The organism is Maritimibacter alexandrii, from assembly GCF_005871115.1.
GTDB classification, from domain to species: Bacteria; Pseudomonadota; Alphaproteobacteria; order Rhodobacterales; family Rhodobacteraceae; genus Maritimibacter; species Maritimibacter alkaliphilus.
Genome location: NZ_SWKQ01000013.1, coordinates 529820 through 553879, shown reverse-complemented (window position 1 = coordinate 553879; position 24060 = coordinate 529820). Strand labels below are relative to the sequence as shown.

At 63.9% G+C, this 24060-nt stretch carries 24 protein-coding genes; 16 read left to right on the top strand and 8 right to left on the bottom strand.

Annotated elements, in window-relative coordinates:
* Window positions 1–50: 50 nt before the first annotated feature.
* Entirely contained in the window at window positions 51–560 is a 510-nt protein-coding gene (locus tag FCT00_RS15255; RefSeq protein WP_008330798.1) for a c-type cytochrome, read from the top strand.
* 7 nt (window positions 561–567) lie between these two features.
* Entirely contained in the window at window positions 568–1299 is a 732-nt protein-coding gene (locus FCT00_RS15250; RefSeq protein WP_138423679.1) for a hypothetical protein, read from the top strand.
* 2 nt (window positions 1300–1301) lie between these two features.
* On the opposite strand, the gene FCT00_RS15245 is transcribed toward FCT00_RS15250, so the two are convergent.
* On the bottom strand, window positions 1302–2051 hold the full coding sequence (locus FCT00_RS15245) for a pentapeptide repeat-containing protein (RefSeq protein ID WP_171043009.1): 750 nt from the start codon (window positions 2049–2051) through the stop codon (window positions 1302–1304).
* 34 nt (window positions 2052–2085) lie between these two features.
* Between FCT00_RS15245 and FCT00_RS15240 the strand changes: the two genes are divergently transcribed.
* The 4 genes from FCT00_RS15240 to FCT00_RS15225 are packed head-to-tail and all read left to right on the top strand — an operon-like array spanning window position 2086 to window position 4682.
* On the top strand, window positions 2086–2637 hold the full coding sequence (locus FCT00_RS15240; RefSeq protein ID WP_171043008.1) for a thermonuclease family protein: 552 nt from the start codon (window positions 2086–2088) through the stop codon (window positions 2635–2637).
* 8 nt (window positions 2638–2645) lie between these two features.
* Complete coding sequence (locus tag FCT00_RS15235; RefSeq protein WP_008330794.1) at window positions 2646–3401, top strand: MotA/TolQ/ExbB proton channel family protein; 756 nt, start codon at window positions 2646–2648, stop codon at window positions 3399–3401.
* The gene (locus FCT00_RS15230; RefSeq protein ID WP_008330793.1) at window positions 3391–4089 is read left to right on the top strand and encodes a hypothetical protein; all 699 of its coding nucleotides are present in this window, start codon (window positions 3391–3393) and stop codon (window positions 4087–4089) included. The genes FCT00_RS15235 and FCT00_RS15230 overlap by 11 nt, the downstream gene beginning before the upstream one ends.
* The gene (locus FCT00_RS15225) at window positions 4086–4682 is read left to right on the top strand and encodes a hypothetical protein (RefSeq protein WP_008330792.1); all 597 of its coding nucleotides are present in this window, start codon (window positions 4086–4088) and stop codon (window positions 4680–4682) included. Before FCT00_RS15230 ends, FCT00_RS15225 begins: the two co-directional genes overlap by 4 nt.
* Before the next feature lie 48 nt (window positions 4683–4730).
* On the opposite strand, the gene FCT00_RS15220 is transcribed toward FCT00_RS15225, so the two are convergent.
* From FCT00_RS15220 to FCT00_RS15200, 5 genes are all read right to left on the bottom strand, one after another.
* Window positions 4731–5537, bottom strand: coding sequence for a hypothetical protein (locus FCT00_RS15220; protein WP_138423676.1), 807 nt, complete (start codon window positions 5535–5537; stop codon window positions 4731–4733).
* 120 nt (window positions 5538–5657) lie between these two features.
* Entirely contained in the window at window positions 5658–6407 is a 750-nt protein-coding gene (locus FCT00_RS15215) for an ATP-binding cassette domain-containing protein (protein ID WP_138423675.1), read from the bottom strand.
* Window positions 6404–7120: an ABC transporter ATP-binding protein gene (locus tag FCT00_RS15210; protein WP_138423674.1), complete on the bottom strand. Its 717-nt coding sequence runs from the start codon at window positions 7118–7120 to the stop codon at window positions 6404–6406. Before FCT00_RS15210 ends, FCT00_RS15215 begins: the two co-directional genes overlap by 4 nt.
* Complete coding sequence (locus FCT00_RS15205) at window positions 7099–7782, bottom strand: ABC transporter permease (RefSeq protein ID WP_138423673.1); 684 nt, start codon at window positions 7780–7782, stop codon at window positions 7099–7101. Before FCT00_RS15205 ends, FCT00_RS15210 begins: the two co-directional genes overlap by 22 nt.
* Window positions 7783–7889: 107 nt before the next feature.
* Complete coding sequence (locus FCT00_RS15200; protein WP_138423672.1) at window positions 7890–8900, bottom strand: ABC transporter substrate-binding protein; 1011 nt, start codon at window positions 8898–8900, stop codon at window positions 7890–7892.
* Between the two features lie 149 nt (window positions 8901–9049).
* Here FCT00_RS15200 and FCT00_RS15195 point away from each other — a divergent pair, with 149 nt between their 5' ends.
* The 6 genes from FCT00_RS15195 to FCT00_RS15170 all read left to right on the top strand — a co-directional run bounded on the left by FCT00_RS15195 (window position 9050) and on the right by FCT00_RS15170 (window position 14667).
* Entirely contained in the window at window positions 9050–9472 is a 423-nt protein-coding gene (locus tag FCT00_RS15195) for a cupredoxin domain-containing protein (protein ID WP_008330786.1), read from the top strand.
* Window positions 9472–10437 (top strand): PQQ-dependent catabolism-associated beta-propeller protein, encoded by a 966-nt coding sequence (locus tag FCT00_RS15190; protein WP_008330785.1) that lies wholly within the window; start codon window positions 9472–9474, stop codon window positions 10435–10437. The genes FCT00_RS15195 and FCT00_RS15190 overlap by 1 nt, the downstream gene beginning before the upstream one ends.
* The gene (locus FCT00_RS15185) at window positions 10434–11597 is read left to right on the top strand and encodes a type 1 periplasmic-binding domain-containing protein (RefSeq protein ID WP_138423671.1); all 1164 of its coding nucleotides are present in this window, start codon (window positions 10434–10436) and stop codon (window positions 11595–11597) included. Before FCT00_RS15190 ends, FCT00_RS15185 begins: the two co-directional genes overlap by 4 nt.
* Entirely contained in the window at window positions 11590–12411 is an 822-nt protein-coding gene (locus FCT00_RS15180; RefSeq protein WP_138423670.1) for an ABC transporter permease, read from the top strand. The genes FCT00_RS15185 and FCT00_RS15180 overlap by 8 nt, the downstream gene beginning before the upstream one ends.
* Before the next feature lie 563 nt (window positions 12412–12974).
* Entirely contained in the window at window positions 12975–13667 is a 693-nt protein-coding gene (locus tag FCT00_RS15175; RefSeq protein ID WP_008330777.1) for a sugar transferase, read from the top strand.
* Window positions 13668–13704: 37 nt separating this feature from the next.
* Entirely contained in the window at window positions 13705–14667 is a 963-nt protein-coding gene (locus FCT00_RS15170) for a glycosyltransferase family 2 protein (RefSeq protein ID WP_171043007.1), read from the top strand.
* Here the strand turns inward: FCT00_RS15170 and FCT00_RS15165 are convergent.
* The gene (locus tag FCT00_RS15165; protein ID WP_138423668.1) at window positions 14648–15895 is read right to left on the bottom strand and encodes a glycosyltransferase family 4 protein; all 1248 of its coding nucleotides are present in this window, start codon (window positions 15893–15895) and stop codon (window positions 14648–14650) included. The two genes, FCT00_RS15170 and FCT00_RS15165, sit on opposite strands and share 20 nt — an antisense overlap.
* A gap of 123 nt (window positions 15896–16018) precedes the next feature.
* On the opposite strand from FCT00_RS15165, the gene FCT00_RS15160 reads away from it, so the two are divergent.
* Window positions 16019–17230: a polysaccharide pyruvyl transferase family protein gene (locus FCT00_RS15160; protein WP_138423667.1), complete on the top strand. Its 1212-nt coding sequence runs from the start codon at window positions 16019–16021 to the stop codon at window positions 17228–17230.
* Here FCT00_RS15160 and FCT00_RS15155 read toward each other — a convergent pair.
* The gene (locus FCT00_RS15155; protein ID WP_138423666.1) at window positions 17208–18842 is read right to left on the bottom strand and encodes a hypothetical protein; all 1635 of its coding nucleotides are present in this window, start codon (window positions 18840–18842) and stop codon (window positions 17208–17210) included. The two genes, FCT00_RS15160 and FCT00_RS15155, sit on opposite strands and share 23 nt — an antisense overlap.
* A 122-nt stretch (window positions 18843–18964) precedes the next feature.
* Between FCT00_RS15155 and FCT00_RS15150 the strand changes: the two genes are divergently transcribed.
* From FCT00_RS15150 to FCT00_RS15140, 3 genes are all read left to right on the top strand, one after another.
* On the top strand, window positions 18965–20347 hold the full coding sequence (locus FCT00_RS15150) for a hypothetical protein (RefSeq protein WP_138423665.1): 1383 nt from the start codon (window positions 18965–18967) through the stop codon (window positions 20345–20347).
* 375 nt (window positions 20348–20722) lie between these two features.
* Window positions 20723–22837 carry a GumC family protein gene (locus tag FCT00_RS15145; protein ID WP_008330771.1) on the top strand — a complete coding sequence of 705 codons (2115 nt, stop codon included), beginning with the start codon at window positions 20723–20725 and terminating at the stop codon, window positions 22835–22837.
* On the top strand, window positions 22821–24041 hold the full coding sequence (locus FCT00_RS15140) for a glycosyltransferase (protein WP_138423664.1): 1221 nt from the start codon (window positions 22821–22823) through the stop codon (window positions 24039–24041). The genes FCT00_RS15145 and FCT00_RS15140 overlap by 17 nt, the downstream gene beginning before the upstream one ends.
* Window positions 24042–24060: the final 19 nt, after the last annotated feature.

The window sequence follows — 24060 nt, the reverse complement described above, 5'->3', positions numbered from 1 at the left end:
CTGCCCGGCATTTTCGTCTAAACGCTTTCCCCGAACTCACAGGAGCCGAAATGCACGTCACCCGCGCCGCGGCCGCCATGCTCTTGCCTTTCATGCTGGCCATGCCCGTGACGACCGTGGCGCAGGCCGCGGATCCGGTTGGCGATCCGGCACGTGGCAAGACGGTGTTCCGTTCGGTGGGGGATTGCATGAGGTGCCACGGGTGGGCGGCGGACGGCAGGTCCGGTGTTCACCTTCGCGCACCGCCCGGCTCCAACCTTCGCGAAACCGCCCTCGATGCCGAGGGTCTGGCCGAGGTCATCCGATGCGGGCTTCCGGGCACGCCGATGCCCTACCACAGCCGACAGGCCTATGACGGAGACGGCTGCTACGGCATGTCGCTCGACGACTTCGACGCGGACGACAAACCCAAGCGGGGCAAGACGTTCGGCGACGACGATATCCAAAATGTCGTGGCCTACCTGCAATCCGAAGTGATCGGGCTGGGCAAGCCGACGTTCGAGGAATGCACCGCGTTTTTCGAGAATCCGGCCGCCGCGGCCTGCAACAGCCTGAGGTAGCGCGGACATGAAAAGCACCTCCCTGACCGCCCTTCTTTGCCTTGGACTTTCGACCCAGATGTCCATGGCGCAGGTTCAGGTCGAACCCGAGTTTTCGATCTGGGATGTCGAACTCGGCGAACCCATTTCACTGGCACCGGACAATCAGGTCGCCGAGATCGCCTGTGGCACTAACGGCGGTCCGCCGGGCCGCCCGCTGAAGTCGTTTGACGACTTCATGGACTGCAATCCCGAAGAGTCCGGGCTTCGCGAAGTCAGTTTCACCTATGACGACGAACAGGATTACATCGCTCTGGCGCTGAATTCCGAGTTCAAGTTTCTCCACGGCGGCACCTCGGTCTTCGCCCATCCGGTGATCGTGTCGGTGCTCGTCGATCCCGAGGGCATCGTGCAGGGCAGGCGCATCTTCACGGACAACCGTGTCAGCGACTACGACCGGCGCAACGCCGTCACCTTGATCCGCAATTTCAAGGCCCGTTTCAGCGACTGGTCGCTGACGTGCAGGGATCTCGACATGAAGGACGGCGAGCAACCCGTCGGCAAGCAATTCATCCATGAGCTTTGTACGGGCGAATCCCCCGAGGGCGACACCCTTGTCGAACTCGAGGCGACGTTGCTACGCAAGAAGGGTCAGGAAGGGCTCAACCCCGAGACGCGAGAGGTCAACACCGGCTATTTCGAAAGCCAGACCCGGTATGAAGAGGTCAAGGCTCCGTACGAACCCGGAGCGTCGCGATGAGCTCAGTCCTGCTGTTGGCCATTCACCATGAAGTTTCCGTTCATGGTGGCCTGGTCGAAATCGACGCCGCTGGCCGCCGCCGTGGTAAAGCGGTTGCCCGTCAATTTGGCGCCGGTGACGCTGGCCCGGCGCAGATCTGCGCCGTAGAAGTCGGTATGCGCGATCGTCGCATCGGCAAAGCTGGCGCGCCCCGCCTTGACCTTTACGAAGCCGGAAAAGCTGATGGTGGCCCCGTCGAACAGGCCACGGGCCATATGCGCGCCGCTCAGGTTGGTCCGGTTCATCGTCGTTCCGCTGAAATCGGCATTGTTGGCGACCGCATCCATCAAGAGCGCACGGTCCAGCATCGCACCCGGCAGCTTCGCGGAGGTCAGCCGCGCGGTCTGCATCCGCGCCTCGGTCAGGTTCGCGTCGGTCAGGTCCGCACCGGACAGTTGCGCGGCATAGAAGAACGCGCGGGAAAAATCGCCGCCGCCCAATTGCGCCTGCGTCAGATCGGCGACGTTGAAATTGGTGCCGACGGCCGTGACATCCTCCAGAATCGCGCCGCGCAGGGTCGCCCGGTGAAAGGTCGCGTCGGTCAGGTCCGCGCCCGTCAGATCGACGCCCGTCAGGTCGGCTTTCTTGAAATTCGCTTCCCGAAGGTCGCATCCGCGACATTCCTTGATCGTTCCGGCAATCAGATCGGCCACCTGATCTGCGGCGGCCGGGCCGGCGGCGATGGCAAGAATTGTCACGAGGGCGAAGCGCATTCCCGGTCTCACTTGTTTTCGAAAGGTCATATCCATGCCTTCTGATACAGGCCAAGCCGCACGGTTTTTCAAATACCGGGCATTGGCCGTTTCTATTTTCCTTGTCGCCGGGGCCGCCATGATCCACCCCGCGCAGGCCCAGTCGACGGACACGGGCATCAGCGGCATACCCGAAGTGATCGACGCGGACGTGCTGAAATTCGGCCAGCAACGCGTGATCCTGTGGGGCGTCGACGCACCCGAACGACCGCAGCGATGCTATATCAACGGCACGGTCTGGGGCTGCCATGACGCCGCCAAGCGGCATCTGCAACTTCTGGCCGGACGCGGCGAAGTCTCCTGTACCTACCGGGGCGAACCCGACCGTCTGGGGCGTCAGTTCGGCGTCTGCACCAGCGGCGGCGACGACCTGAATGCGGAAATGGTGAAGGCGGGCTTTGCGCTCGCCTTCGAAGAACAATCTGACGAGTATGTGGTGGACATGGTCGATGCGATCGCCGCGGGCGTGGGGTTGTGGCAGGTCGGCGTGGAGTTCGAAGAGCCTTGGCTCTTTCGCCGCCGTGAGACGCCCGGTGGTTTGAGGTAGGAGGGAAGATGGCACAACTCGCCGATGTGATTGCTGCGCCGGGCCGCGACGGGGCCTTTGACGCCGTTTTGAAATGGGTCTTGCTGATGGCCCTCATTACCCTCGGGGCCGTGGTCTCGTACGAATACGGGCTTCTGACCTACCTTTTCAGCGCCGACGAATCCCGGATCACCGTGCTGATTGCGGTGCTTTATGTGGGCTTCACGTTCCACTGCCTGTGGATTCTCGTGGAGCTTGGCCGGGAATACCGACGGGCCCTTGCCATCAAGGCGCAGTTGGATGCCACGGGCCAGATGCCCTCGCTGCCCCTTGGAAACGGGCTGGTGGACAGTTTCGTGCGCGACCTGATCCGCTCGCGCGAGAACCCCGGCGAGATCGAGGGGAACGCACACCTGTTGATGATGAGCCTTGGCGCGGCCTTCAGACGCCGCACCAAGATCGGCACCTATGGCGCGGACCTTCTTTACAAGCTCGGGATGCTGGGCACGATGGTCGGCTTCGTGATGATGCTGAACTCGATGGGCGACCTGTCGAACTTCGACGTCGATACGCTGCGCGGCGCGCTTCAGAAGATGATCGCCGGTATGGCCGTCTCGCTTCTGACGACGATCGCGGGGTTGATCGGCGGCATCCTTCTGCGTCTCGAATACAATATCGCCGACGCGCTTGTGACCGACATCAGCCAGACCGCCGTCTCGTTCACCGAGGTCTCACTCCTGCCATTGCTGGCTCACAGGGAGCGCGAAAACGGCGATGCTGTTTGAAGAGGAACAGGAACCGGAGTTCGAGATCTTCTCGGCCCTGCTTTTCAATTCCCTGAAGGCCATCACCTTCATGTTCTTCATCAGTTTCGCGATGATCAACAAGCCGGCGGATGAGGGCAAGGTGGACCCCAAGGCCGAAATGCTCATCACGGTCTCCTGGCCTGACAACAACCCCGACGACGTGGATACATATGTCATGGACCCGGCCGGAAATATCGTCTGGTACACCCAGCGCGAGGCGGGGCTCATGCACCTCGACCGGGACGACCGGGGCATGTTCAAGGATGTGGTGCTGTTCAACGACAAGGAAGTGACCAACCCGCTCAATCAGGAGATCATCAGCTTTCGCGGCCTTGAGGATGGCGAATATGTCGTGAACATCGTCCACTACATCGCCAACGGCACGGCGCCGCTTCCGGTCTCGGTGAAGGTCGAAAAGCTGAACCCAACGGTGAAGGTCATCTTCTATCAGACGCTCAACCTGACCGGCACGGGGAACGAACAGACCGCCGTGCGCTTTACCTTGAAGGGCGAAGAAGTGGTGAACGTGAACAACGTGCCCAAGAGCCTTGTCGAGCTGACGCGCGGTGCGGGCGCCAAGGGCGGCGCCGCGACGGGCGGGCGCAGGCCGGGGGCGATCGACGCGGGCACCGGACAGTTCATCCCCGGTTCGGAGACAGGGCAATGAACATGACTTACGTCATTCTGGGCCTGACCGCCTCCTACGCGCTGGTGGTGTCGCTGCTCGCCTATCTCGTGCTGCTCACGAACATCCATCTGGTCCTGAAGGTCATGGCGACGGTCGCGACCGTGGCGACGATCCCGCTGACCTTCTGGGGCGTGGGTGAATTGCGGGGGCTTCCCTCGGACGGCAACCTTCCAGGCAGTTTCCGGATGCTCTGGGCGCAGATGATCGAACCCAACGCTTTGCAGGGCGAAGACGGTCACGTCTACCTTTGGCTTCAGGCGCTGGACTCGGACAATTTCCCGGTCGGCCCGCCGCGCGCCTACCAGCTTCCCTATTCCGACGACCTCGTCACCAAGGTGAACGAAGCCATGGGCCGGATTGCCGAGGGCGAAGAGATGCAGGGCACGATCGACGCGAACGAGGTTCTGCCCGAGACGACCTCCGAAGCTCTGGCCGAAGAGATCGAGGCCGAGATCAGCGAGACCCGTCCGGGCGGTGCCACGACGGCGGGTGAGCGGATATCGAACTTCGATCCGTCGATGCTGACCTTCGACACCGAGGCCGCACCCGTGACCCCGGCCAAGCCGCAATAGCGCCGGCAGGCCCCCGCGACGCAGCCGGGCTGCCTTGACCGCGATGACCTAGCGGGCCGTCGCGTTCACGCCGCCGCGGCGCGACCGATCTTGCCGGGCGGTGAGCAACGGGAGGACCAGACTGGCGAGCCCGAACAGAAGGGTTCCGCCCAGCAACGCGCCGATCAGCCAGCGCGACCAGCGCAGCGCCTCGACATCGGCGCCGAACCAACCGTCGCGACCCCATATAAGCACCCGACCACGTGTGCTCGCGTCCGACCCGATGCGGATGGTGCGTTCGAGATCGCTGGTCATGCCCGCTTCACCGAACCAGACCTTCACCTGATGCACTTGCCCCGGCTCCATGTCGCCCAGCACGAGCGCGGTCAGTCCGGTCGACGTGGTCGTGATCGCGACCTTTTCACCGTCGACCTCGGCCAGAAGGGCACCGGGCACTGTCAGCGCCACGTCCCGCGCCGCTTCGGTCGTCGATACCTGCCCCGTCACAGTGCCCCGGAACGCACCGAGTTCGAGGATCGCGGACAGCTCGGGGATGTCGCGCATCATCTCCTGCACGACGACGACGTTCATCAGGCGCGGCAGGACGATTTCCTTGACCTTCTTCATGGACTCCTGATCGAGCGTCATCCGCATGGCGATGTCTCCGTCCATGCGCCGAACCAGCTTGTCGGCCATGTAACCCGCTACGCGGGCCGGTTCGATCCCGAAGCCCTCGGGGATCGGAAACTCCTGCAACACGAGATGCGCTTCCAGCGGTGGCGCGGCGATGCGCTTCGCGCTTCCCGACAGAACGAGAAGGCCAAGGCCCGCCGCCACGACAAGGCAGCAAGACAACAGAACGTTCCACAGCCGCATAATGCCTCCTAGTCCGATCGTCTCATGTTACGGGGCAAGCGCATTGGGTTTTGCGATGCCCGCGATTGAAAACCTGCGCGCCCATGGTCGGATGCGCGGACCATGTTCCCCGCGCCCGGCTCACGTGCTGGCCTTTTGCGGCCCGGTCAGAACGGCGTAGGCGTCCGTCAGGTCCGGCGTGTCCGTCGTCTCCCGCAGCCCGTCAGGCGTGCTGTCGGCCACGATCCGTCCGGCGTTCAGGACGATCACGCGATCCGCCCCTTCGATCTCGTCGACGAGGTGCGTGGCCCACAGGATCGCGACGCCGGCCTCGGTCGCGATGTCGCGCATGTCCTGCACCAGCGCGCGGCGCGAGGGCGCATCGAGCCCGGCGGTCGGTTCGTCCATGACAAGCAGCCGGGGGCCATTCAAAAGGGCGCGCGCGATCTCGACCTTGCGCTGCTGGCCGCCCGACAACTGCCGGACCTTGCGCGCCTGAAGGTCGGACAGTCCGAACCGTTCGACCTGTTCGCCGATACACGCCTTCAGCCGCCGACCGGACAATCCGAACAGGCGACCGTGAAAGGCGAGGTTTTCTTTGATCGTCATGTCCAGATCGACGGAGCGCGCCTGAAACACCACGCCAAGCTGGCTGAGGATGGCCGCCGAGCCTCCGGCATGACTTTTGCCGAAAACCGTGACCGTGCCCGCGTCCGGCGCGAACAGGCCCGAAATGATCTGGAACATGGTCGATTTCCCGGCGCCGTTCGGGCCGAGCAGCCCGACGAATTCGCCGGGCCGGATGTCGAAGGTCACGTCCTGCAACGCGTCGATCCTGCCATAGGATTTCGACACGTCGCGCAGGGTGAGGATTGGTTCCGTCGTGGTCATGCCCGCATCCCTGCATCCAGTTCGCGCGCGATCTTGGCGACGAGGTCATCCTGACGGTCCGCGCGCGGCACGTCCAGCATCGTGTCATCGACCAGTTTCGCCGGTCGCCCGCGAAGGGTAATCACGCGATCCGCAAGGGCCGCGGCGTCATAAGGGTCGTGGGTCACCAAAATGACAGTGGGCCCGAAGCGGTCCACGACACCGGCGAGCAGGGCCCAAAGCTCCATCGCCAGCTTCCGGTCGATCGAGACGAATGGCTCGTCCAGCAGCAAGAGCCGCGAGGATACCGCCAAGGCTCGTGCAAGGGCCACGCGGCGCTGCATCCCGCCGGACAGTTCCGCCGGGCGCAGGTCGGCCGCCGCCTCCAGCCCCACGGCGGCAAGCAGCTTGCGGCCCTCGTCGGAGGGCAGGTCCGGTTTCACCGCCAGCAGGTTCCCCAACGCCGTTTCCCAAGGCAGAAGGCGCGGGTCCTGAAAGACGAAACCCGGCACCTCGGCGGCGGATGGCGCGACCCCGTCGACCAGAATGCGCCCCTCATACGCCGTGTCGATGCCCGCGATCATCCTGAGCACGGTGGATTTGCCGACCCCGGACGGGCCGATCAGCGCCACAACCTGACCTGCCGGCACCTCGATGCGAAGGCCTTCGAACAGCGTGTTCTGCCCGAAGCTTTTTTCCGCGATATCCGCTTTCAGTTCTGCGCCGGACGCCATCCGAGTACCCTGTGTTCCAACGGGCGCATGACGCCATATTCAATCAAGATCACCACCGCCATGAAGGCGAGCGTGTAGGCCAGTATGCCTTTCATGTCGAAGTGTTGAAAGAAGATGCCGATGCGGAACCCGACGCCCCCATCGCTTCCCAGCACCTCGAAGACGAGCACGATTTTCCAGATCAGCGACAGCCCCGTGCGCGCGGCGGTCAGCACGTAGGGCATGAGTTGCGGGATGATGAACTTGTTCACCCGGCGCCAGAACCCGACCCTGTAGACCTTGGCCAGTTCGGCCAGCCCGTGATCCAGCGCGCGCACGCCTTCGCGCATGTTCACCGCCACCAGAGGCGTCTTGTTGATGACCACGGCGAGGATCAGGGCGAACTCGGTCAGTCCGAGCCAGATGTAACAGGTGATCGCCACGACGATGGCGGGGATGTTCAGCCCGATCAGGATCCAGTTGCCGAACAAGCCGTCGGCCCATGCGAACCGACCCAGCGCGCCGCCGATCACGACCCCCATCGTCATCGCCGCGAAGAACGCAAGAACGGCGCGCCCGAGCGTCTTGGTGACATCCGCGATCAGCGACCCGTGCGCGGCCAGATCGTAGAGCTCGCCAAAGACGACCACGGGGGTCGGAAACAGCCGGTGGGCGACGAGCATCGCCGCCACTTGCCAAAGCAGGAGGAGGAGGGGCAACGATGCCCATTCCGCCCACCGACGTGTCGATCTGGGCTTGCGCCCGGCCTCAGCCATGTCCGCCTGTTGTCCTAGTGGCTATAGCCGGACCAGAACGTGCCCGGGTCCATCTCCGTGCTTTCGCCGACAAGGTCGGGGCCTCCGTGCTCGGCCATGATGGCGAAGGACGCGGCCGCGGCCGCAATGGTTTCGTCGTCGTAGCTGCGCAGGATGCCGGCGCGGTAATCGTCGCGCAGCGCCGTGAACAAAGCGTCGTCATCCCTGGCGCGCATCTTCTCGCGCAGACCTTCCCAGACTTCGTCATCTTCCAGCAGGATCGCCTTGGCGGCGAACGAGGCGTCGAGGAACGCTTTGATCGCGCGGCGCTTCTTGGCGGCGGTCTCGTCCCTGAATACCCAGGCCAGCAGCGGCGGACGGTTCTCGATCCCCGTTTCGGTCATCATGGTATCGACCGAAATCAGCTCTTCGGCACCGCCGGCTTTCGCCCGTGCGTTGAAGTGCCAGAAGTTGAGCGAGGCGTCGATCTGCCCCTCGGTCAGCAATTCGTTGATAAGGGGCGGGGCACCGAAACGAGCCGTGACCTTGTCGGCCAATGTCTCGCCGGTTTCGGCCATGTAATAGGCCTGAAGAATGACCCAGCTTTTGTCGACCGGGCCGCCCGCGATCCCGATGGTCTTGCCGGGAAGATCGGTGATGGATGCGATCGGGCCGTCGGGCGACACCATCAGCCCGCCGACCGCGTAGGAATGCGGCACCGCCGTGAATTTCTCGCCCGAAGCGCGCAGCGAGGCGACCCAGACGAAATCCGACAGCACGATGTCGACATCGCCGGACATCAGGGCCACATGGCTCGCCTGCTTGCCCGACACGTCCTTGAGCACCAGTTCGAAGCCGTTCTCTTCGTCCAGCCCCATATCCTTGATGACCTGCATTTCCCAGCTGGCCGTGCCATTGAGCAGGACGCCGACATGGACCTGTTCAAGCTCCTTCGTGGGCGGTTGGAATGCCGTCGCCGAACCCGCGAACAGGGTCGCCCCCAGAAGGGCGCCACCCAGTGCGCCAAACAGATTCCGTCTTTTCATCCCTGCTTCTCCTCCCATTCTTGTGACAAGGTCACGATCAGCCTAGCATCTGAATTGTTTGGTAAATCCAATCCACACTATTTTGATAACCTATGCCAACTTAATGCATCGTGGGTGGAAATAGTTGACAAAAACGGGAGGAATCAAAAATGAAATTGGGTCGGGTCGGTGCGGCATTCGCCGCTCTTTTCATGTCTGCAACGCCGCTTTTGGCCGAAGGCAACCTTGCAAGCCAGCCCGAGCGCCTGCCGGATATGGAAATCGACAGCGCGGAACTGACGCTTTCGGTCAATCAATTCGAACTGGAAACCGGCAAGTATTACCGCTGGCGCATCGTCCATGACGGCGGCGAGGAATTTCAGATCGTCGCGCCGGACCTGTTTCGCAATTCCTGGGTCAGCCAGGTCGTGATCGAAGACCTCGAAGTCAAGCCGCTTGGCCTGCACTCGGTCGAATTCGACGACGAAGGCACCATCGACATCTGGTTCGTTCCGATCCGCCCCGGCGATTTCGATTTCTGGATCGAAGGGTATGAGAACCGCGGTCTCGCCGGCACATTCGTGGTGCGCTGATGCGATCAGTCTTCCTCGCCCTCGCAATCGCACTCGTCCCGACGATCGCGTCCGCGTTTGAAACCGGGCGCATCTTCGTCAGCAACGAAAAGAGTCACGACATCTATGTCTTTGACCCTGAGTTCAACCTCATCAAGAAGATCGAGACCTCGCGCCGCCCGCGCGACATGAAGTTCAACGCCGACCGCACGCTGTTGTATGTGGCCTGCGGCGATGACGACATCATCGACGTGATCGACGTCGAGACGCTGGAAGTCGTCGATGGCATCCCCACCGGGCCAAGCCCGGAAGTGTTCGCCTTCTCGCCGGACGAGACGCAGATCTATGTCTCGAACGAAGAGGACTCGATGCTCGAGATCATCGACCTCGAGGCGCGCATCACCGTGCATGACGTTCCCACCGGGGCCGAGCCCGAAGGCGTGATCGTCTCGCCCGATGGCGAAACGGTCTATGTCACGTCGGAAGTGGCCGACATGATCCACGTCGTCGACAAGGAAAACGGCGTCGTCACCAACAACATCGTCGTCGGCACCCGCCCGCGCCGTTTCGTCGTGACGCCGGATACGGACGAGTTGTGGGTCTCCGCCGAATTGTCGAGCGAGATCTACATCATCGACCGCACCACCGAAGAGATCAAAGAGGTGCTGGAGTTCCTGCCGCCGGGCTTCCGGCCCGAGGACGTGACACCCGTGGGCATGGCGCTGACGCAGGATGGCAAGATCGGCCTCATCAGCCTTGGCCGCGCCAACCACATCGCGATCATCGACGCGGTGTCGAAGGAGCTGCTGTCTTATGTGCTCGTGGGACGTCGCGCCTGGTCGGTCGCACTCACGCGGGACGAACAGACGGCGGTGGTCGCCAATGGCCTGTCCGACGACATCACGCTGGTCGACATGGAAAGCTATCGCCCCATCCGGTCGATCCCCGTGGGCCGCGTCCCGCATACCGTGGTGATTGACGATTGAAACGGGTCATCGTCGCACTCTTGGCACTGTGCCTTGCCCAAACAGCCGGGGCGGCCGATCTTCGGATCGGCCTGCTCCGTCTCGAAAACGATCCGCGCTATGACGAGGATTTCGCCTATGCCCGCATAGAACTGCGGCCCTTGGGCGATGTGAGCGCCGCGGTACGGATGGCGATTTCTGACATGGAGATGCTGACCGACGCCCGTGGGTTCACCCCCGTCCTGTCGGAAGCCGCCGTCGGCGATGGCGAGCTTCAGGAGGCGGCCCGCGCGATGGTGGACGAGGGGGTCACGCATCTCGTCGTCGATCTGCCCGCCGCCGAGGTCGACGCTCTCGCAGCCGCGCTGGCGGACACGCCGGTCACGATCCTCAACACCACCGCGCCGGACGACTGGTTGCGGCGCAAGTGTCACGCCAATCTGCTTCACGCCGCCGCCAGCGACCGCATGATCTCGGACGCGCTGGTTCAACATGCCGTCGCCCGCAAGTGGAGTTCGTTCCTTGTCCTGCGTGGAAAGACCGAACGCGATACCGCCCGCGCGGATGCCTTCATCGCCGCCGCCGAACGGTTCCGGCTGCGCGTGGTCGACGACCGCGAATTCGACCTTTCGACCAACCCCGAAATGCGCGAGCAGAACAACATCGCGCTCATCACCGGGGGCACGCGCGACTATGACGCCGTGTTCATCGCCGACGAAATCGGCGAGTTCGCCCGATACGTGCCGTATCAGACCGCTCTGCCGCGTCCCGTGATCGGCGCCACCGGCCTTGTCGCGCTGGAATGGCATTGGGCGTTCGAGAGGTATGGCGCGCCGCAGGTGAACTCCCGCTTCGAATCCATGTCCGAGGATGGCCGTCGCATGGGCTGGCAGGACTGGTCCGCCTGGATCGCGACGCGGGCGGTCCTCACGGCCTTCGCCAAGGCGCGTGGCGACGGGCTGGAGGACGTGAACGAGCTTCTCCGGTCCGACAAGCTTCGCCTCGACGGGTCGAAAGGCGCGCAGATGAGTTTCCGGTCGTGGAACGGTCAGTTGCGGATGCCGGTCCTGCTTTCCACGCAGAACGCCATCATCGGGGTCGCCCCACTGGAAGGGTTCGAGCACCAGACCAATTCGCTTGACGCCCTTGGTTTCGATGAAGGTGAGTTTGCCTGTGACTGACACCCATCAGCCCGTTCGACCGAATTACCTGCTGGGCATTTATGCCGTCACCGAACGCGAAGTCCTGAAGTTCTTCAGGCAGCGCGAGCGGTTGCTGTCGGCCATCGTCAGGCCGTCGCTCTGGCTGTTCATCTTCGCCTCCGGCCTGCAAAACCTGCTCGGGATTTCGATCATCGAGCCCTATGTGACCTACACGCCGTATCAGGAATACATCCTGCCGGGCCTCGCGGGCATCATCGTTCTGTTCCAATGCATGCAATCGGCCCTGTCTCTGGTCTACGACCGTGAGGCAGGGGTCATGCGGGTCATGCTGGTGGCCCCGTTGCCCCGGCATTTCCTGCTGTTCGCCAAGATCCTCGGGGCGACCTTCCTCGCCACGCTCCAGATTTACGTGTTTCTCGGGCTGGCGGCGCTGTTTGGCTATTACATGACCCTGCCGGGCATGATCTTCATCCTCCCGGCGATCTTCGCGGCGGGGATCATGCTGGGTTCCATCGGGCTTCTCATCACCGTCTACACGCGGCAGATCGAGAATTTCGCGGGCATGATGAATTTCGTGATCTTCCCGATGTTCTTCATGTCCTCCGCGCTCTATCCGCTCTGGAAGCTACGTGAATCCGGGGCCGACCTTTTGTATTGGCTCGCCCTGTTCAATCCCTTCACCCATGCGGTCGAGCTGATCCGCTTCGCCGCCTACGGTCAGTTCAACGAGGTGTCCGCCGCCGTCGTCATTGGCTGCGCGTCGGTCGCCTTTGTCCTTGCCGCGCGCGGGTACAATCCGAACACCGGCACGATCACCCGTATCAAGCGATAGTCACGGCGCGCCCGTCGCGCCGTGTCCCGCGTGGTCCCCCGACATCCTTCTCTGACCCCCGCTGCCCCATAGAATCACCCGACCCGTTCCCGTCCGAATTCGCCCGCATTCGGACGCCGAATGACTGTCCAAACGTATGTGTCAGACCTGCCTTAATTGCCGGAACGGGGCAGGTTTACGCAACGTCGTGAGCCGATTTCCGCCTCATTCCGGCCTCCATTCCGCCCGTTCGGGGCGACCCGACGTAAGGTAAGGTTATCCACCATGTTCCCCTTGGATCATGCCGCGGCGCAGCTTGTATGACGTCGAGGCGTCCGTCAATCGTGCCGTAAATCATTGAAAATAAATCATTATATTCGCCGTCGAAGGCGCTCGATCTCCGACCTGCGACCTGAGATCGGTTGCAGAGACGGCCATCAAGTGAGACTTTTATGCTCACCTATTAAGCATGGCAGAACAGATTGTTTCTCTCTTGGCCGGTCGAATTGGGGCGGATATGTGGCAATATCTGGGCGGGGGTGCCAGGGACGTCGGTTTCGACCGAGCGTGACTTCGGGGTGAAGATGGCATTTGATTTTGAGCCGCAGTTTTCGGTCGCTCTGCCGAAAACGATGCGGGAGACGCTGCCGGCCACGACCAATCGGGCCAATCGTATTCTGAAAAGGGGCTTCGATATCCTGTTCGCAGGGATCGCTCTGGTGCTGCTTGCACCGGTGTTCGGTATCGTCGCGCTGGCCTTGCGCCTGCGCGAACGGGGGCCGATCTTCTTTTCGCACAAACGCGTGGGCGCGAACGGCGAGGAATTCGCCTGTCACAAGTTCCGCACGATGAAGACTGACGGGGACCGCCAGCTGGAATGGATGCTCGCCATCGACCCGATCGCGCGGGCCGAGTGGGAAGCGGATCGCAAGCTGGAACGTGACCCGCGGGTTCATGCCATCGGCAACATCCTGCGTCGCACCAGCCTCGACGAGCTGCCGCAGTTCTGGAACGTGCTCAAGGGCGACATGTCCATCGTCGGTCCGCGCCCGATCACCTGGAGCGAAGCCGAGAAATACGGGATGCACTTCGCCGATTACTGCGCGGTCAAGCCGGGGATCACCGGCGCGTGGCAGGTCGGCGGACGCTCCGACACCAGCTACGACTACCGTGTCGGGCTTGACGTCGACTACGTGCGCAACGCCACTTTCCTCGACGACATCCGCATCGTATTCAAGACCGTGGGCGTGGTCCTTGCCCAGCGTGGGGCCTGCTGATCGCGCGCCTGACCGGAACCATTCGATGTTGCATTCCATGAGCGAATTGCAGAACCCTGCGCAGACCGCCCTTCCGACCGACGGAGGGGCGGATGCCGTTCGGGCACCGCAACCGACCCGCGTGGTCATCGGCATCCCCACCACGGGCCGACCCACGATTCTGCCCGACACGGTGCGCGCCATCGCGCGACAGTCGCGGCTGCCGGACCTTCTGATCCTGAGCGTCGCCGGGCCCGACGACCTTGGTGATCTCGACATCCCGAAGCTGCCGTTTCCGGTCGAGGTCATCACCGGCCCGAAGGGCGCCACCCTGCAACGCAACCGGATGATGCGTATTCTGGGGCGCGAGGATGTGCTCCTCCTCCTCGACGACGACTTTCTGATGGAGCCGGACTACGTCGCCAACACGCTGACTGTCTTTCGCGAGAACCCGAACGTGGTCATCGCCACGGGAACGGTTCTGGCCGATGGCATCCGGGGGCCGGGCTACGACCACCGTGAAGGCGCTCGGCTTCTGGCCGAACACGCGCAGGCGGAGAAAACCGAGACGCTTTCGCCGAAATACGCGGGCTACGGCTGCAACATGGCGCTGCGCGCGAGCGTCGCGCTGGACGAGGCGATGCTATTCGACGAGGCGCTGCCGCTTTACAGTTGGCTCGAGGACGTCGACTTCTCACGCCGCCTTGCGGCACATGGCGACGTGGTGAAGGCCGGGCATATGCGCGGCGTGCATCTCGGCACCAAGACCGGGCGCACGCCGGGCATCTATTTCGGCTATTCCCAGATCGCGAACCCGTTCTACCTGCGCCGCAAAGGGACGATGAGCCGCTTCCACGCCTATGAGATGATGAGCCGGAACATCCTGTCGAACCTGATGCATTCGCTGCGCCCGCCCGCATGGGCGGACTATCGCGGGCGGCTGAAGGGGAACCTCGTGGCGATCGGCGATGTGATCCGGGGCAAGGACTCGCCCGATCGGATCACGCGGCTGAAGCCCTGATGCCCGCCAGCACACGGTCATATTCGGCTTCCTGCGCGTCGATCCATCCGGACCGGCTGAGGCCCAGACGCACGTCGCCGGAATACCCCTTTTCACTCATCGCCCGCACCTGATCGTCGGGCAGGGACATGAACCGGGTCAGGGCCGCGTCGATGCTGGCCGGATCGGTGGGCGAGAACGACAGGCCAAGCCCGTTCTGCTCGACCTCTTTCGACATGAGGGCGGTATCGGCCACCAGCACGGGCAGGCCGCTTTCCACCGCCTCGGCGATGACGAGCGCGAAGGGTTCGGGATGCAGCGAGGGCATCACCAGCGCGCGCGCGTCGCCCACGTAACCGCCCACCTGTGACCGCTCGATCCACCCGGTGATCGTGGGGTTGCCGGACGCATCGGCCTCCAGCCCGGCCCGCATCGGCCCGTCGCCCACCAGCGTGGTCGGCACGCCAGTGCGCCTCGCGGCCTCGGCCAGAACGCCGGTGCCCTTGTCCGGTTCGAGCCGCCCGACATAGACGAGCTTCCGGTTCTCTTCGGCCCGGATACGCTCCTTCGCGTAGGGCACGACCGGATTGCGCACGACGTGGATCGCATCCGCACGGTATCCGGCGCGTGTCAGGCGCGAGGTCATTTCGGGGTGCAGAACCAGTATCCCGCCCCAGTCGGACCCGTCGCCCAGATGGCGGCGCAGGTTCTTCTGCCGCAGCACGCGCCAGACCTTCTGCGGATAGCTGCGCTTGTCGCAATGGGTCGAGATACAGTCGAGCGACAGGGGCACGCGGGTGCAGACCTGACCCTTCTGGTAATCCATATAGACCCCGTTGGGGCAGGCCACGAACATATCGTGGGCATGGATCAGGGTGCGCTGCGACACGGGCTTCAGCGCCGCGAAAACCTCGGGCGAGAAGATCTGCGCCCAACTGTGCGTGTGATAGACCGTCTCGGGCGTGTCGCGTTCGGCGATGAAACGGGCCACGACGTCACGCGCCCTGGTGTTCATCAGGCCTGAGGTCAGCGCGGTGCGCCCCGGCAGTTCCAGCAACGTCTTGCCGCCGACCGCCACGACCTCGACCCCGAGGGCGGCAAGCTCGGGGCTGTCGCCGTCGTCGCCGCACAGCCAGATCACCTCATGCCCACGCGCGACGAAATCTTCGGCGGCCATCATGGCGAGCGCCGTGGCCCCGCCGCGTGCAAGACTCATGTCATTTATGATGACGATTCTTCGACGGCTCATGTTTCCAATATCGGCCTAGAATTTTTCCTGTATCCGCCTGTTTTTCGGCGCTCTCGCTGCTTAAACGCATATGTCGGGTAATGCCACTTTGTGGCAATTGTTCGGAGTCAATCGTTTGCGAGCGTGTCGGTCGTGAGAATTCTGGTGTTCAACCTGCACTATTCTCCCAACCTCGGGGATGGGTTGATCGGCGCCTGCATGGTTCACGCCTTGGGCGAGCTGGTGCCGGATGCCGCCGTCGTGCCGGTCGACATTTCGGGCCGCGACAGGTTCGGCGCCGTGACCGTGCGCAACCGGGCGACGCTTCTGAAAATACTCCGCCTGTTCTCCAAAACCTTCCGCCGTCAGATCGTCTATCGTCGCCTCAACGCCATGCTCGACCGGATCGAACCGCGCTGGCGCGAAGCGATTTCCGGTGCCGACCTTGCCATCATCGGCGGCGGGCAACTGTTCTCGGACGCGGACCTGAACTTCCCGACGAAGATCGGGCGCGTGGCCAAGCTTCTGCGGGACGAGGGCCTTCCCGTGGCGATCCACGGAACCGGTGTGTCGCGCAACTGGTCGCGCAGGGGCAGGGCGCTGTTTCGCACGCTGGCCGAGGCCGACCTGCGGTCCATCGGGATGCGCGACGAAGACTCGCTCAAGGCGTGGGAGGATCAATCGGGGATCTTCGAGCCGAAGGCCATCCTCACACGCGACCCCGGTCTGCTCGCTTTCGAGGCGTTCGGACCTGTCGCCGCGGTCGACCGGATCGCGCTTGGCGTGACGTCGCCCGTGCTTTTGACCTACCACGCCGACAGCGGCGTCGCGGGGCGCGGCGGTCTGGGCTGGTTCGAAGCTCTGGCGCTGGAACTCGTCGGTCAGGTCGGGCCCGTGCGGCTGTTCTGCAACGGGGCCGAGGAAGACGCCCTTGCGCTGGGCGAGCTATGCGAGCGGCCGCTGATCCGACAGGCCATCGCGGACGGCCGGATAGAATGTGCGCCGGTGCCCAGAAACCCGGAAGAACTGGTGGCCACGGTCGCGCCATGCCGTGCGGTGATCTCGCACAGGCTGCATGCCTGCATATTGGGATATGCCTACACACGGCCGGTGGTCGGCATGGGGTGGGATCGCAAGGTACAGAGTTTCTTTTCGTCGGTCGGGCTGGACCGTTTTTTCGTCGGACGCACAAAGACGCCGCCGGAAGAGGTCGCCGCGCTGGTTCAGACGGCGCTGGAACAGGGGATCGACCCCGACACCCACCGATGCGCCATCGAAGACACGCGCGAAGGAATGCGCGCCACGCTCGAAGCCCTTCAGGGTGCCGAGCGGTTCAGGGTGCGCGAGAGAGCGTGAAGCGGTAGGACGACGCATCGCCCGCATCCGACGCGCCGGACGCGACGAGGATTTCCAACTCATCTCCGGTCGCCATGTCGAAAGGTCCGATCCGGGTGTCGATCCCGCCCGTGACCACCTGCCGTGCAAGCTCGGCGCCGTTCACGAGGACCGAGAGAACGACGCCGTCGGTCGTCGCGTCAGGTGCCAGCGAGATGTCCAGCACCACGGCCCCGTCAGCTTCGGCCACATATCGGTGCCCCACGGCCCCCGCGAGGGTCGGCACGATGAACTCGGCATTCATCCGGATGCCACCGTCCCGCGCGCTGGCCAGATACGGCACCCAAGGCACGCCGCCCGTCTCCTGTCCGGGGCGGAAGGCAAATGGCGCGTCGCCGTCCTTGAAGCGCACGAAGGGCCGGAACCCGTCGCCCGCGCCATCGTGGTCGAACTGGTCATAGCTGTCTGCGATGACGGTCTGCGGCCCAAGGCGCAGGTTCCCCTCCGGACTGACCGCGACCCCGTCGCCGGACACGATCAGCGGCTCATCCCGAGACAGGGTCCGCCGATCCGTTTCGCGCCCGTCGGGACCGAGTACAGTCAGCTCCGCGTCCACCTCGACATCACGCGGCGCGCCCCAAATCACGATCAGGTCCGCCCCGAAGGCGCAGGCATAGGTGAACGGGTCCGGTGAAACGTCGCGCACAGGAACGCCCTCGGCCCGTGCCTGCAACATAGTGAAAGCCGCGCCCACGTCGGTCAGGGCGTAATCGGTGCCGACCAAAGGCTCCAGCCCGTCGCCACGGGTGTTGAGCGGATACCAGACCGCGCGGGTCACGCCGGACACGGCCATCGCGCAATAGTATTTCACCAGCGTCGCCGCCGCCGTCGCCCCGTTAGGGTCGCCGAATTCGGTCGCCTCGATGGGTAGGGCGCCGAACCCCGGAACCTGCCGCAAGAGCGCGATCTGGCGCGGCAGTTGCTCAGGCGGCGTGGTGTAGGGGTGGATCACCACCGCATCCATCCATTCCGCAGCACCCGCGTCCGACAGCGCCCGAAACCACGCAATCGGGATCGAATGCGCCGCCCCGCCCAGCACCCGAACCTGCGGATCGGCCGCCTTCACCGCCTTGTAGGTCGCCTCGATCAGCGTGGCATAGATCGCGGCCCGGCCCGCGAGATCCGCCGCGCGCATCGGGCCGGAGGTGAAGGTGTCGCTGTTCATCTCGTTGCCCACCTCGACCGACGTGATCGCGGGGAAATCCTGCGGCATCCGGGCCGAGAACCGGGCAAAGGCCTCGACCCCCTCGGGGGTGTAGGGCGTGACGCCCCCCTGAAACGCGGGATGCCCGTTGTTCATGATGACCGTCATCGTCATCCCGCGCGCCGCGAGCAGGGCCGGATAGCTGTGGCGGATCGTGGGATAGGCGATCTGACCGCCCGTTTCGATGTCTTTCCAGTATAGCTCGTCGCGCAGATCGTGGATGCCCAACCTGTCGGCGGCGTCCAGCATCCGCCGGTCCCAGGTCTGCCCGAAACTCGACGCGGCCCCCAGTCGCGGCCCGACGTTTTCCTGCGCCCAGAGGGGCAGGGCGGTCAGCGCGGCAGCCAGAACGGGGAAGACCAACTTCATGCCAAGAGCCTGCCCCACGCCGCCATGTCCCGGCAAGCGCCCTTCACAGAACGGGCCGTTTCGTGCAGGAAGACAGCAGACAGAAACGGACCCGCCCGCCCTTGCAATTCGTCCCTTCCACCTTGATCGCCGTCTTCGCCATCGTGGCGCTCGTGGGCCTCGGTATGCAGCGCGGGCTCTGGGCGTTCATGGTCTTGGCCCCCTTCGGCGCGGCGGCGGCGTTCAACCTGCCCGCGCTGGGCGGCGCCACCATCGGCGTGCTCGACCTTGGCGCGGTGACGCTTTTCTGCATGGTGCTCCTGACCCGCGGGATGATGTCGAGCCTGCTGGGCACATTCCGCCCGTTCGGACCGGGGTTCTGGCTTGCCTGCGCCATCGTCGTCGCGGGTATCTCGGCCATCTTCTATCCGGTCCTGTTCGCCGGCCAGACCGAGGTGTTCGGCATCGCGCGCCAAGAGGGCGAGGGGCGCATCGCCCGCTATCCGCTGGGCTTTTCGACCGGGAACATCACGCAGCTTTTCCGGCTCGTCCTCGACTTCTTCACCTTCGCCGCCCTTGCGACCGCCTTTCGCCGCCAGTCCGAAGTGCGCCCGGTTCTGACCGCGCTCGCCGTCGCGACCACCGTGAATTTCACGCTCGGCTGGCTCGACGTCGCGACCGCGAAATTCGGACTGACCGCGTTGATGGAGTGGCTGCGCTCGGCCAATTACTCCATGCACATAACCGACACGATGGCGGGGATGAAGCGCATGATCGGCGGGTTTCCCGAAGCCTCGACCTTCGGGTATTTCTCGCTCGGCCTCTTCGGCTTCTGGCTGCAATACTGGTTGCTCGCGCCGGGCTCGCGCCTCAGCCGATGGATGCTCGCACTCGCGACGATCTCGGTCATCCGCTCGACATCGTCCGCCGCCTATCTGGCCCTCGTCGTATTCCTCGTCACCTTCGGGCTTTACCTGATCCTGAGGAACCTGCGCGCCGAAGCCTCGCGCCGCTCCATCGTGCTGGTGTTCGGCGGGCTCATCATGGGCTGGGTGCTCGTCATCGCCATCGCCGCCAGCTACGAACTCGTCCAGCCCGTCACCGATTTCCTCGACCGGGCGCTGTTCAACAAGATGGACAGCGACAGCGGCGTGGAACGGATGAGTTGGAACACGCAGGCGATGCAGAATTTCTACGACACCTACGGCCTTGGCGCGGGCGTGGGCGCGGTGCGTGCGTCGAACTGGCTGATCGCCTGCCTCGCCAGCGTCGGCGTGATCGGCACGTTCTTCTTCCTCGCGTTCCTCGCAAGCCTCGGCATGGCCCCCTCGCGCCCCGGCTGGGACCCGCGGGCGGTCGTGGTCAAGTCGCTCAAGGCCGGATGCCTCGCGATGCTCTGCGCCGCGCTTCTGACCCACCCGACCCCGGACTTCGGCGTGTTCTTCTTTGCGCTCGCCGGTCTCATCGCCGGATTGTCCCGCGCACTGGCCCTAGAATCACGCCCGGCAGGCACCACGACCACGTGAGTGGCTGCTAAGTCTTTGATTTCGATTCTCAATCAATCCCAAAGAATTGACTCCATTGTCCGCCCCGACATCGCTAAATGTGGCAGGATCCGGTGAACATGCTGGTGAAATACCGAATTTTTGACGCAATTCGGTGGAAACGAAACCGCGCGTAAACTATATTCGCGAGGACTGGGGGGGCCTTGTTGCGTAGGGTCCATTGTCTGTTCAATTGCAAACTCGCCACCGTTCGCGGAGCGTCGGGTCATGCCCCGTCGTTGCCGGTCGATCCTGCGGGTCGGCTGTGGATGCCGCGCGAAAAGCCGGTGCACACCACGTCATCGCCCAAAAACCGACAGAATGGTCTTCGAATTATGGGGTCGAGGAGAGTGAAGCGTGACCACGTTCGACATGCAGGCCGTCCGCTCCGGGCGTAGTTCCGAGCGGTCCGAGGATATCGACCGTGTCGATGTCCGTGGCCTGCTGCGCGCGATCTTCTCGCGTGGTCCGCTGATCGGCGGTCTTGCCGTCGGCTGCGCGCTGCTCCTTTTCGTCGTCACGCAGTTCATCCCGTCGACCTACACCGCATATTCCAAGGTCATGCTGGACGCGCGCGAAGTGCGGATCATGTCGTCGGACGAGGTAGTGTCGAACCTCAGCCTGTCCGACCCTGTGATCCAGTCCGAAGTGTCGGTCATGACCTCGAACATCCTGATCGAACGCCTGATCCTCGAGGTCGGGATCGAACGGCTTGAAACGCTTTACTGGGGCGAGGTGCGCGGGGATCGTGACGAGGCATCGCGCCTTGCCGACCTGACATGGGCGATCCGGCAGGATCTGAACGTATCGCGCGAATCCGAAAGCTACGTGTTCGAGATCCAGTTCAGCGCCGCCGAACCCGGCATCGCGCAACAGATCGCCAACGGCATCGCCGACACCTATATCGCGCTTCAGCTTGAAAACCGCCGTGACAGCGCCGTGCAGGCGACCGCATGGATTCAAGAACAGGTGAACGAGGCGCGGGCCACCGTCGAAGCCGCCGAGGCCGCGCTGGCCGAATATCGCTCGGACGCGCTGACCCGCGAAGGCGGCACATATGAGACTTCGACCCAGCAGCTTGGCAATCTGTCGAGCCAACTGGTCGTCGCCCGTTCGGAGCGCGTGACCGCCGAAGCGCAGTATGAACAGCTCAGGAACCTTCTGGAAAATCAGGGGCTCGACGCGCTGGCGAAAGCCGTGACCTCGCCCCTGCTGGAACGGCTCAATCAGGACAAGCTGGCCCTTGAACGGCAGGATGCGCAATGGGGCGCCTCGTTCGGCCCCGACCATCCGCAGCGGGTGCGCATCGCGAACGAGATCGCGGGCGTCGAAGCCGAAATGCAGACAGAGGCGGAGCGTATCATCGAGTTGCGCCGGAACGAGGTCGAGGTGGCCCGCCTGCGCGAACAATCCCTCGCCGACGGCATCCAACAGCTCGAAGATCGCCTTGCGGGCATGTCCGCCAATTCGATCGGGCGCACCCAACTGGAACGCGAAGCCGCCGCCGCGCGAGAGAATTACGAGGCGCTTCTGGCCCGTCTTGGCGCGGCCTCCGGTCAGGAAAACCTGCAACGGCCCGAAGCCCGCGTGATCGAACGCGCGACCTTCCCCGCCGTGCCGTCCGCGCCCCGGCCCAAGCTGATGGCGGCCTTCGGGCTGGTCCTCGGCCTGACCGCCGGGCTGGTCGCCGCACTGTTTCTGGAAATGACCCGCTCCACTTTCCGCACCCGGAGGGAAGTGGAGGCCGAAACCGGCCTCTCGGTCCTCGCAAGTCTGCCGCTTCAGGCGCAGGACGGCACGCGGGACGTGATCCGGGGGCTGCGCATCAATTCCAACACGCTTTTTGGGGAAAAGGTGCGCCAGTTGCGCACCCTGATGAACATGCGTGACCGCGACGTCGCGCGGGTGGTGTCCGTCACCTCCTCGCAACCCGGCGAGGGGAAATCGACGACCGCCATGGCGCTGGCCCAGATGGCGGCGCTCGCCGGTAAATCCGTCATCGTCGTCGACGGCGATCTGCGCCGCTCGCGTCTGGCCGAAACCTTCGGCTGGCAGGTCGATTACGATTTCGCGGACTTCATCCTCGAAACCGCCGACCTGCCCGAAACCATTCATCTGGACGAAGAAACCGGCATTCATTTCCTTGCCGCCGTGACCCCGTGCCCCGAAGCCGCCGACGATCTGTCCGAGGACTGGCTGCGCCCGCTGATGAAAGAGCTGAAGCGTGTGTTCGACGTGGTCATCATCGACACCCCGCCGCTTTTGAACGTGGCCGACGGGCTGGTCTTCAACACGGTGGCCGACAGTATTCTTTATGTCGTGCGGTGGGACGAAACCAAACGCGCCGCCGTTCGCGAAGGCATCGACGCATTGGCCGAGGTCGGTCTGACCCCGGCAGGAATCGTTTTGAATCAGGTCGATCCGAAGGCGGCCGAGAAAATTTACGGAGACGGGTATGCAGCATATTCTTGACCGCACCACCCCCGGCCATCCGACACGCAAGACCACCCAGCCTTGGGTGCGTCGTCTGGGCCTGTCCGGCGACGAACCCCGCGTCGCCATCATCCATTACTGGCTGGTCGGAATGCGCGGCGGCGAGAAGGTGCTGGAGTCGCTTCTGCGCATGTTCCCGCAGGCCGACATTTTCACCCACGCCTACGACCCGGCCAAGGTCTCGGACCTCATCAATTCCAAGACGGTCTACTTGACCTCGGTGGGCCGCAAACCCTTGGCGACCCGGCTTTACCAGAACTACCTGCCGCTCATGCCACGCGCGCTCGAGGACCTGGACCTGTCGGGCTATGACCTCGTGCTGTCCAGCGAAAGCGGCCCGGCCAAGGGTGTGATCCCGGCCCCCGATGCGCTGCACCTGTGCTATACGCACTCGCCCATGCGCTATCTGTGGGATCAGTATCACGTCTATCGCCGCGACGCGGGGGCGGTGAAGCGGGCGGTGATGCCGCGCCTGATCCACAACCTGCGCCAATGGGATGTGACCAGTGCCGCGCGCGTGGATTGCTTCGTCGCGAACTCCACCCATGTCGAGGCGCGGATCAACAAATACTGGCGGCGCGACGCCCGCGTGGTCCATCCGCCCGTCGCGGTCGAGGACTTCGATCCGGTCGAGGCAAAGGATCGCGGCGGCTTTTACCTGTGGCTGGGCGAACTGGCCTCCTACAAGCGGCCCGATGTGGCGATCGAGGCGTTCAACAAGCTGAACAAGCCCTTGTTCATCATCGGCGGGCCGGACAAGACCGCCAAGGCGCTGTCGCGCAACGCCAACGACAATATCCGGTTCCTCGGCAAATTGCCGTTTCCCAAGATGAAAGCCTATCTCGCGGCCTGCAAGGCGCTGGTCTTTCCGGGCGAAGAGGACTTCGGTCTGGTCCCGGTCGAGGCGATGGCTTCGGGCCGCCCGGTGATCGCTTATGGGCGCGGCGGCGCGCTGGACACGGTCGTCGACCGCCAGACCGGTCTGCTCTATGCCGACCCCGAGGTGGACGGGCTGATCGCCGCCGTCGAGGCGTTCGAGCGGGAGGGTCTCGAAGACCTCGACCCTCATGCGCTCGCCGCCCATGCCCAGCAGTTCGACGAGGCCAATTTCCGGCGCGGCATCGCCAGCGTCCTGCGTGAAAACGGGATGCCGGTGGACGCGGTCAAGGTTGATGGTGCCTGAAACGCCCCGGCATAGTCGG

Coding starts and splice junctions, on each gene's coding strand:
- FCT00_RS15255 (WP_008330798.1), top strand. CDS start 51: ATGCACGTCACCCGCGCCGCGGCCGCCATGCTCTTGCCTTTCATGCTG.
- FCT00_RS15250 (WP_138423679.1), top strand. CDS start 568: ATGAAAAGCACCTCCCTGACCGCCCTTCTTTGCCTTGGACTTTCGACC.
- FCT00_RS15245 (WP_171043009.1), bottom strand. CDS start 2,051: ATGCGCTTCGCCCTCGTGACAATTCTTGCCATCGCCGCCGGCCCGGCC.
- FCT00_RS15240 (WP_171043008.1), top strand. CDS start 2,086: ATGCCTTCTGATACAGGCCAAGCCGCACGGTTTTTCAAATACCGGGCA.
- FCT00_RS15235 (WP_008330794.1), top strand. CDS start 2,646: ATGGCACAACTCGCCGATGTGATTGCTGCGCCGGGCCGCGACGGGGCC.
- FCT00_RS15230 (WP_008330793.1), top strand. CDS start 3,391: ATGCTGTTTGAAGAGGAACAGGAACCGGAGTTCGAGATCTTCTCGGCC.
- FCT00_RS15225 (WP_008330792.1), top strand. CDS start 4,086: ATGAACATGACTTACGTCATTCTGGGCCTGACCGCCTCCTACGCGCTG.
- FCT00_RS15220 (WP_138423676.1), bottom strand. CDS start 5,537: ATGCGGCTGTGGAACGTTCTGTTGTCTTGCTGCCTTGTCGTGGCGGCG.
- FCT00_RS15215 (WP_138423675.1), bottom strand. CDS start 6,407: ATGACCACGACGGAACCAATCCTCACCCTGCGCGACGTGTCGAAATCC.
- FCT00_RS15210 (WP_138423674.1), bottom strand. CDS start 7,120: ATGGCGTCCGGCGCAGAACTGAAAGCGGATATCGCGGAAAAAAGCTTC.
- FCT00_RS15205 (WP_138423673.1), bottom strand. CDS start 7,782: ATGCTCGTCGCCCACCGGCTGTTTCCGACCCCCGTGGTCGTCTTTGGC.
- FCT00_RS15200 (WP_138423672.1), bottom strand. CDS start 8,900: ATGAAAAGACGGAATCTGTTTGGCGCACTGGGTGGCGCCCTTCTGGGG.
- FCT00_RS15195 (WP_008330786.1), top strand. CDS start 9,050: ATGAAATTGGGTCGGGTCGGTGCGGCATTCGCCGCTCTTTTCATGTCT.
- FCT00_RS15190 (WP_008330785.1), top strand. CDS start 9,472: ATGCGATCAGTCTTCCTCGCCCTCGCAATCGCACTCGTCCCGACGATC.
- FCT00_RS15175 (WP_008330777.1), top strand. CDS start 12,975: ATGGCATTTGATTTTGAGCCGCAGTTTTCGGTCGCTCTGCCGAAAACG.
- FCT00_RS15170 (WP_171043007.1), top strand. CDS start 13,705: ATGAGCGAATTGCAGAACCCTGCGCAGACCGCCCTTCCGACCGACGGA.
- FCT00_RS15165 (WP_138423668.1), bottom strand. CDS start 15,895: ATGAGCCGTCGAAGAATCGTCATCATAAATGACATGAGTCTTGCACGC.
- FCT00_RS15155 (WP_138423666.1), bottom strand. CDS start 18,842: ATGAAGTTGGTCTTCCCCGTTCTGGCTGCCGCGCTGACCGCCCTGCCC.
- FCT00_RS15140 (WP_138423664.1), top strand. CDS start 22,821: ATGCAGCATATTCTTGACCGCACCACCCCCGGCCATCCGACACGCAAG.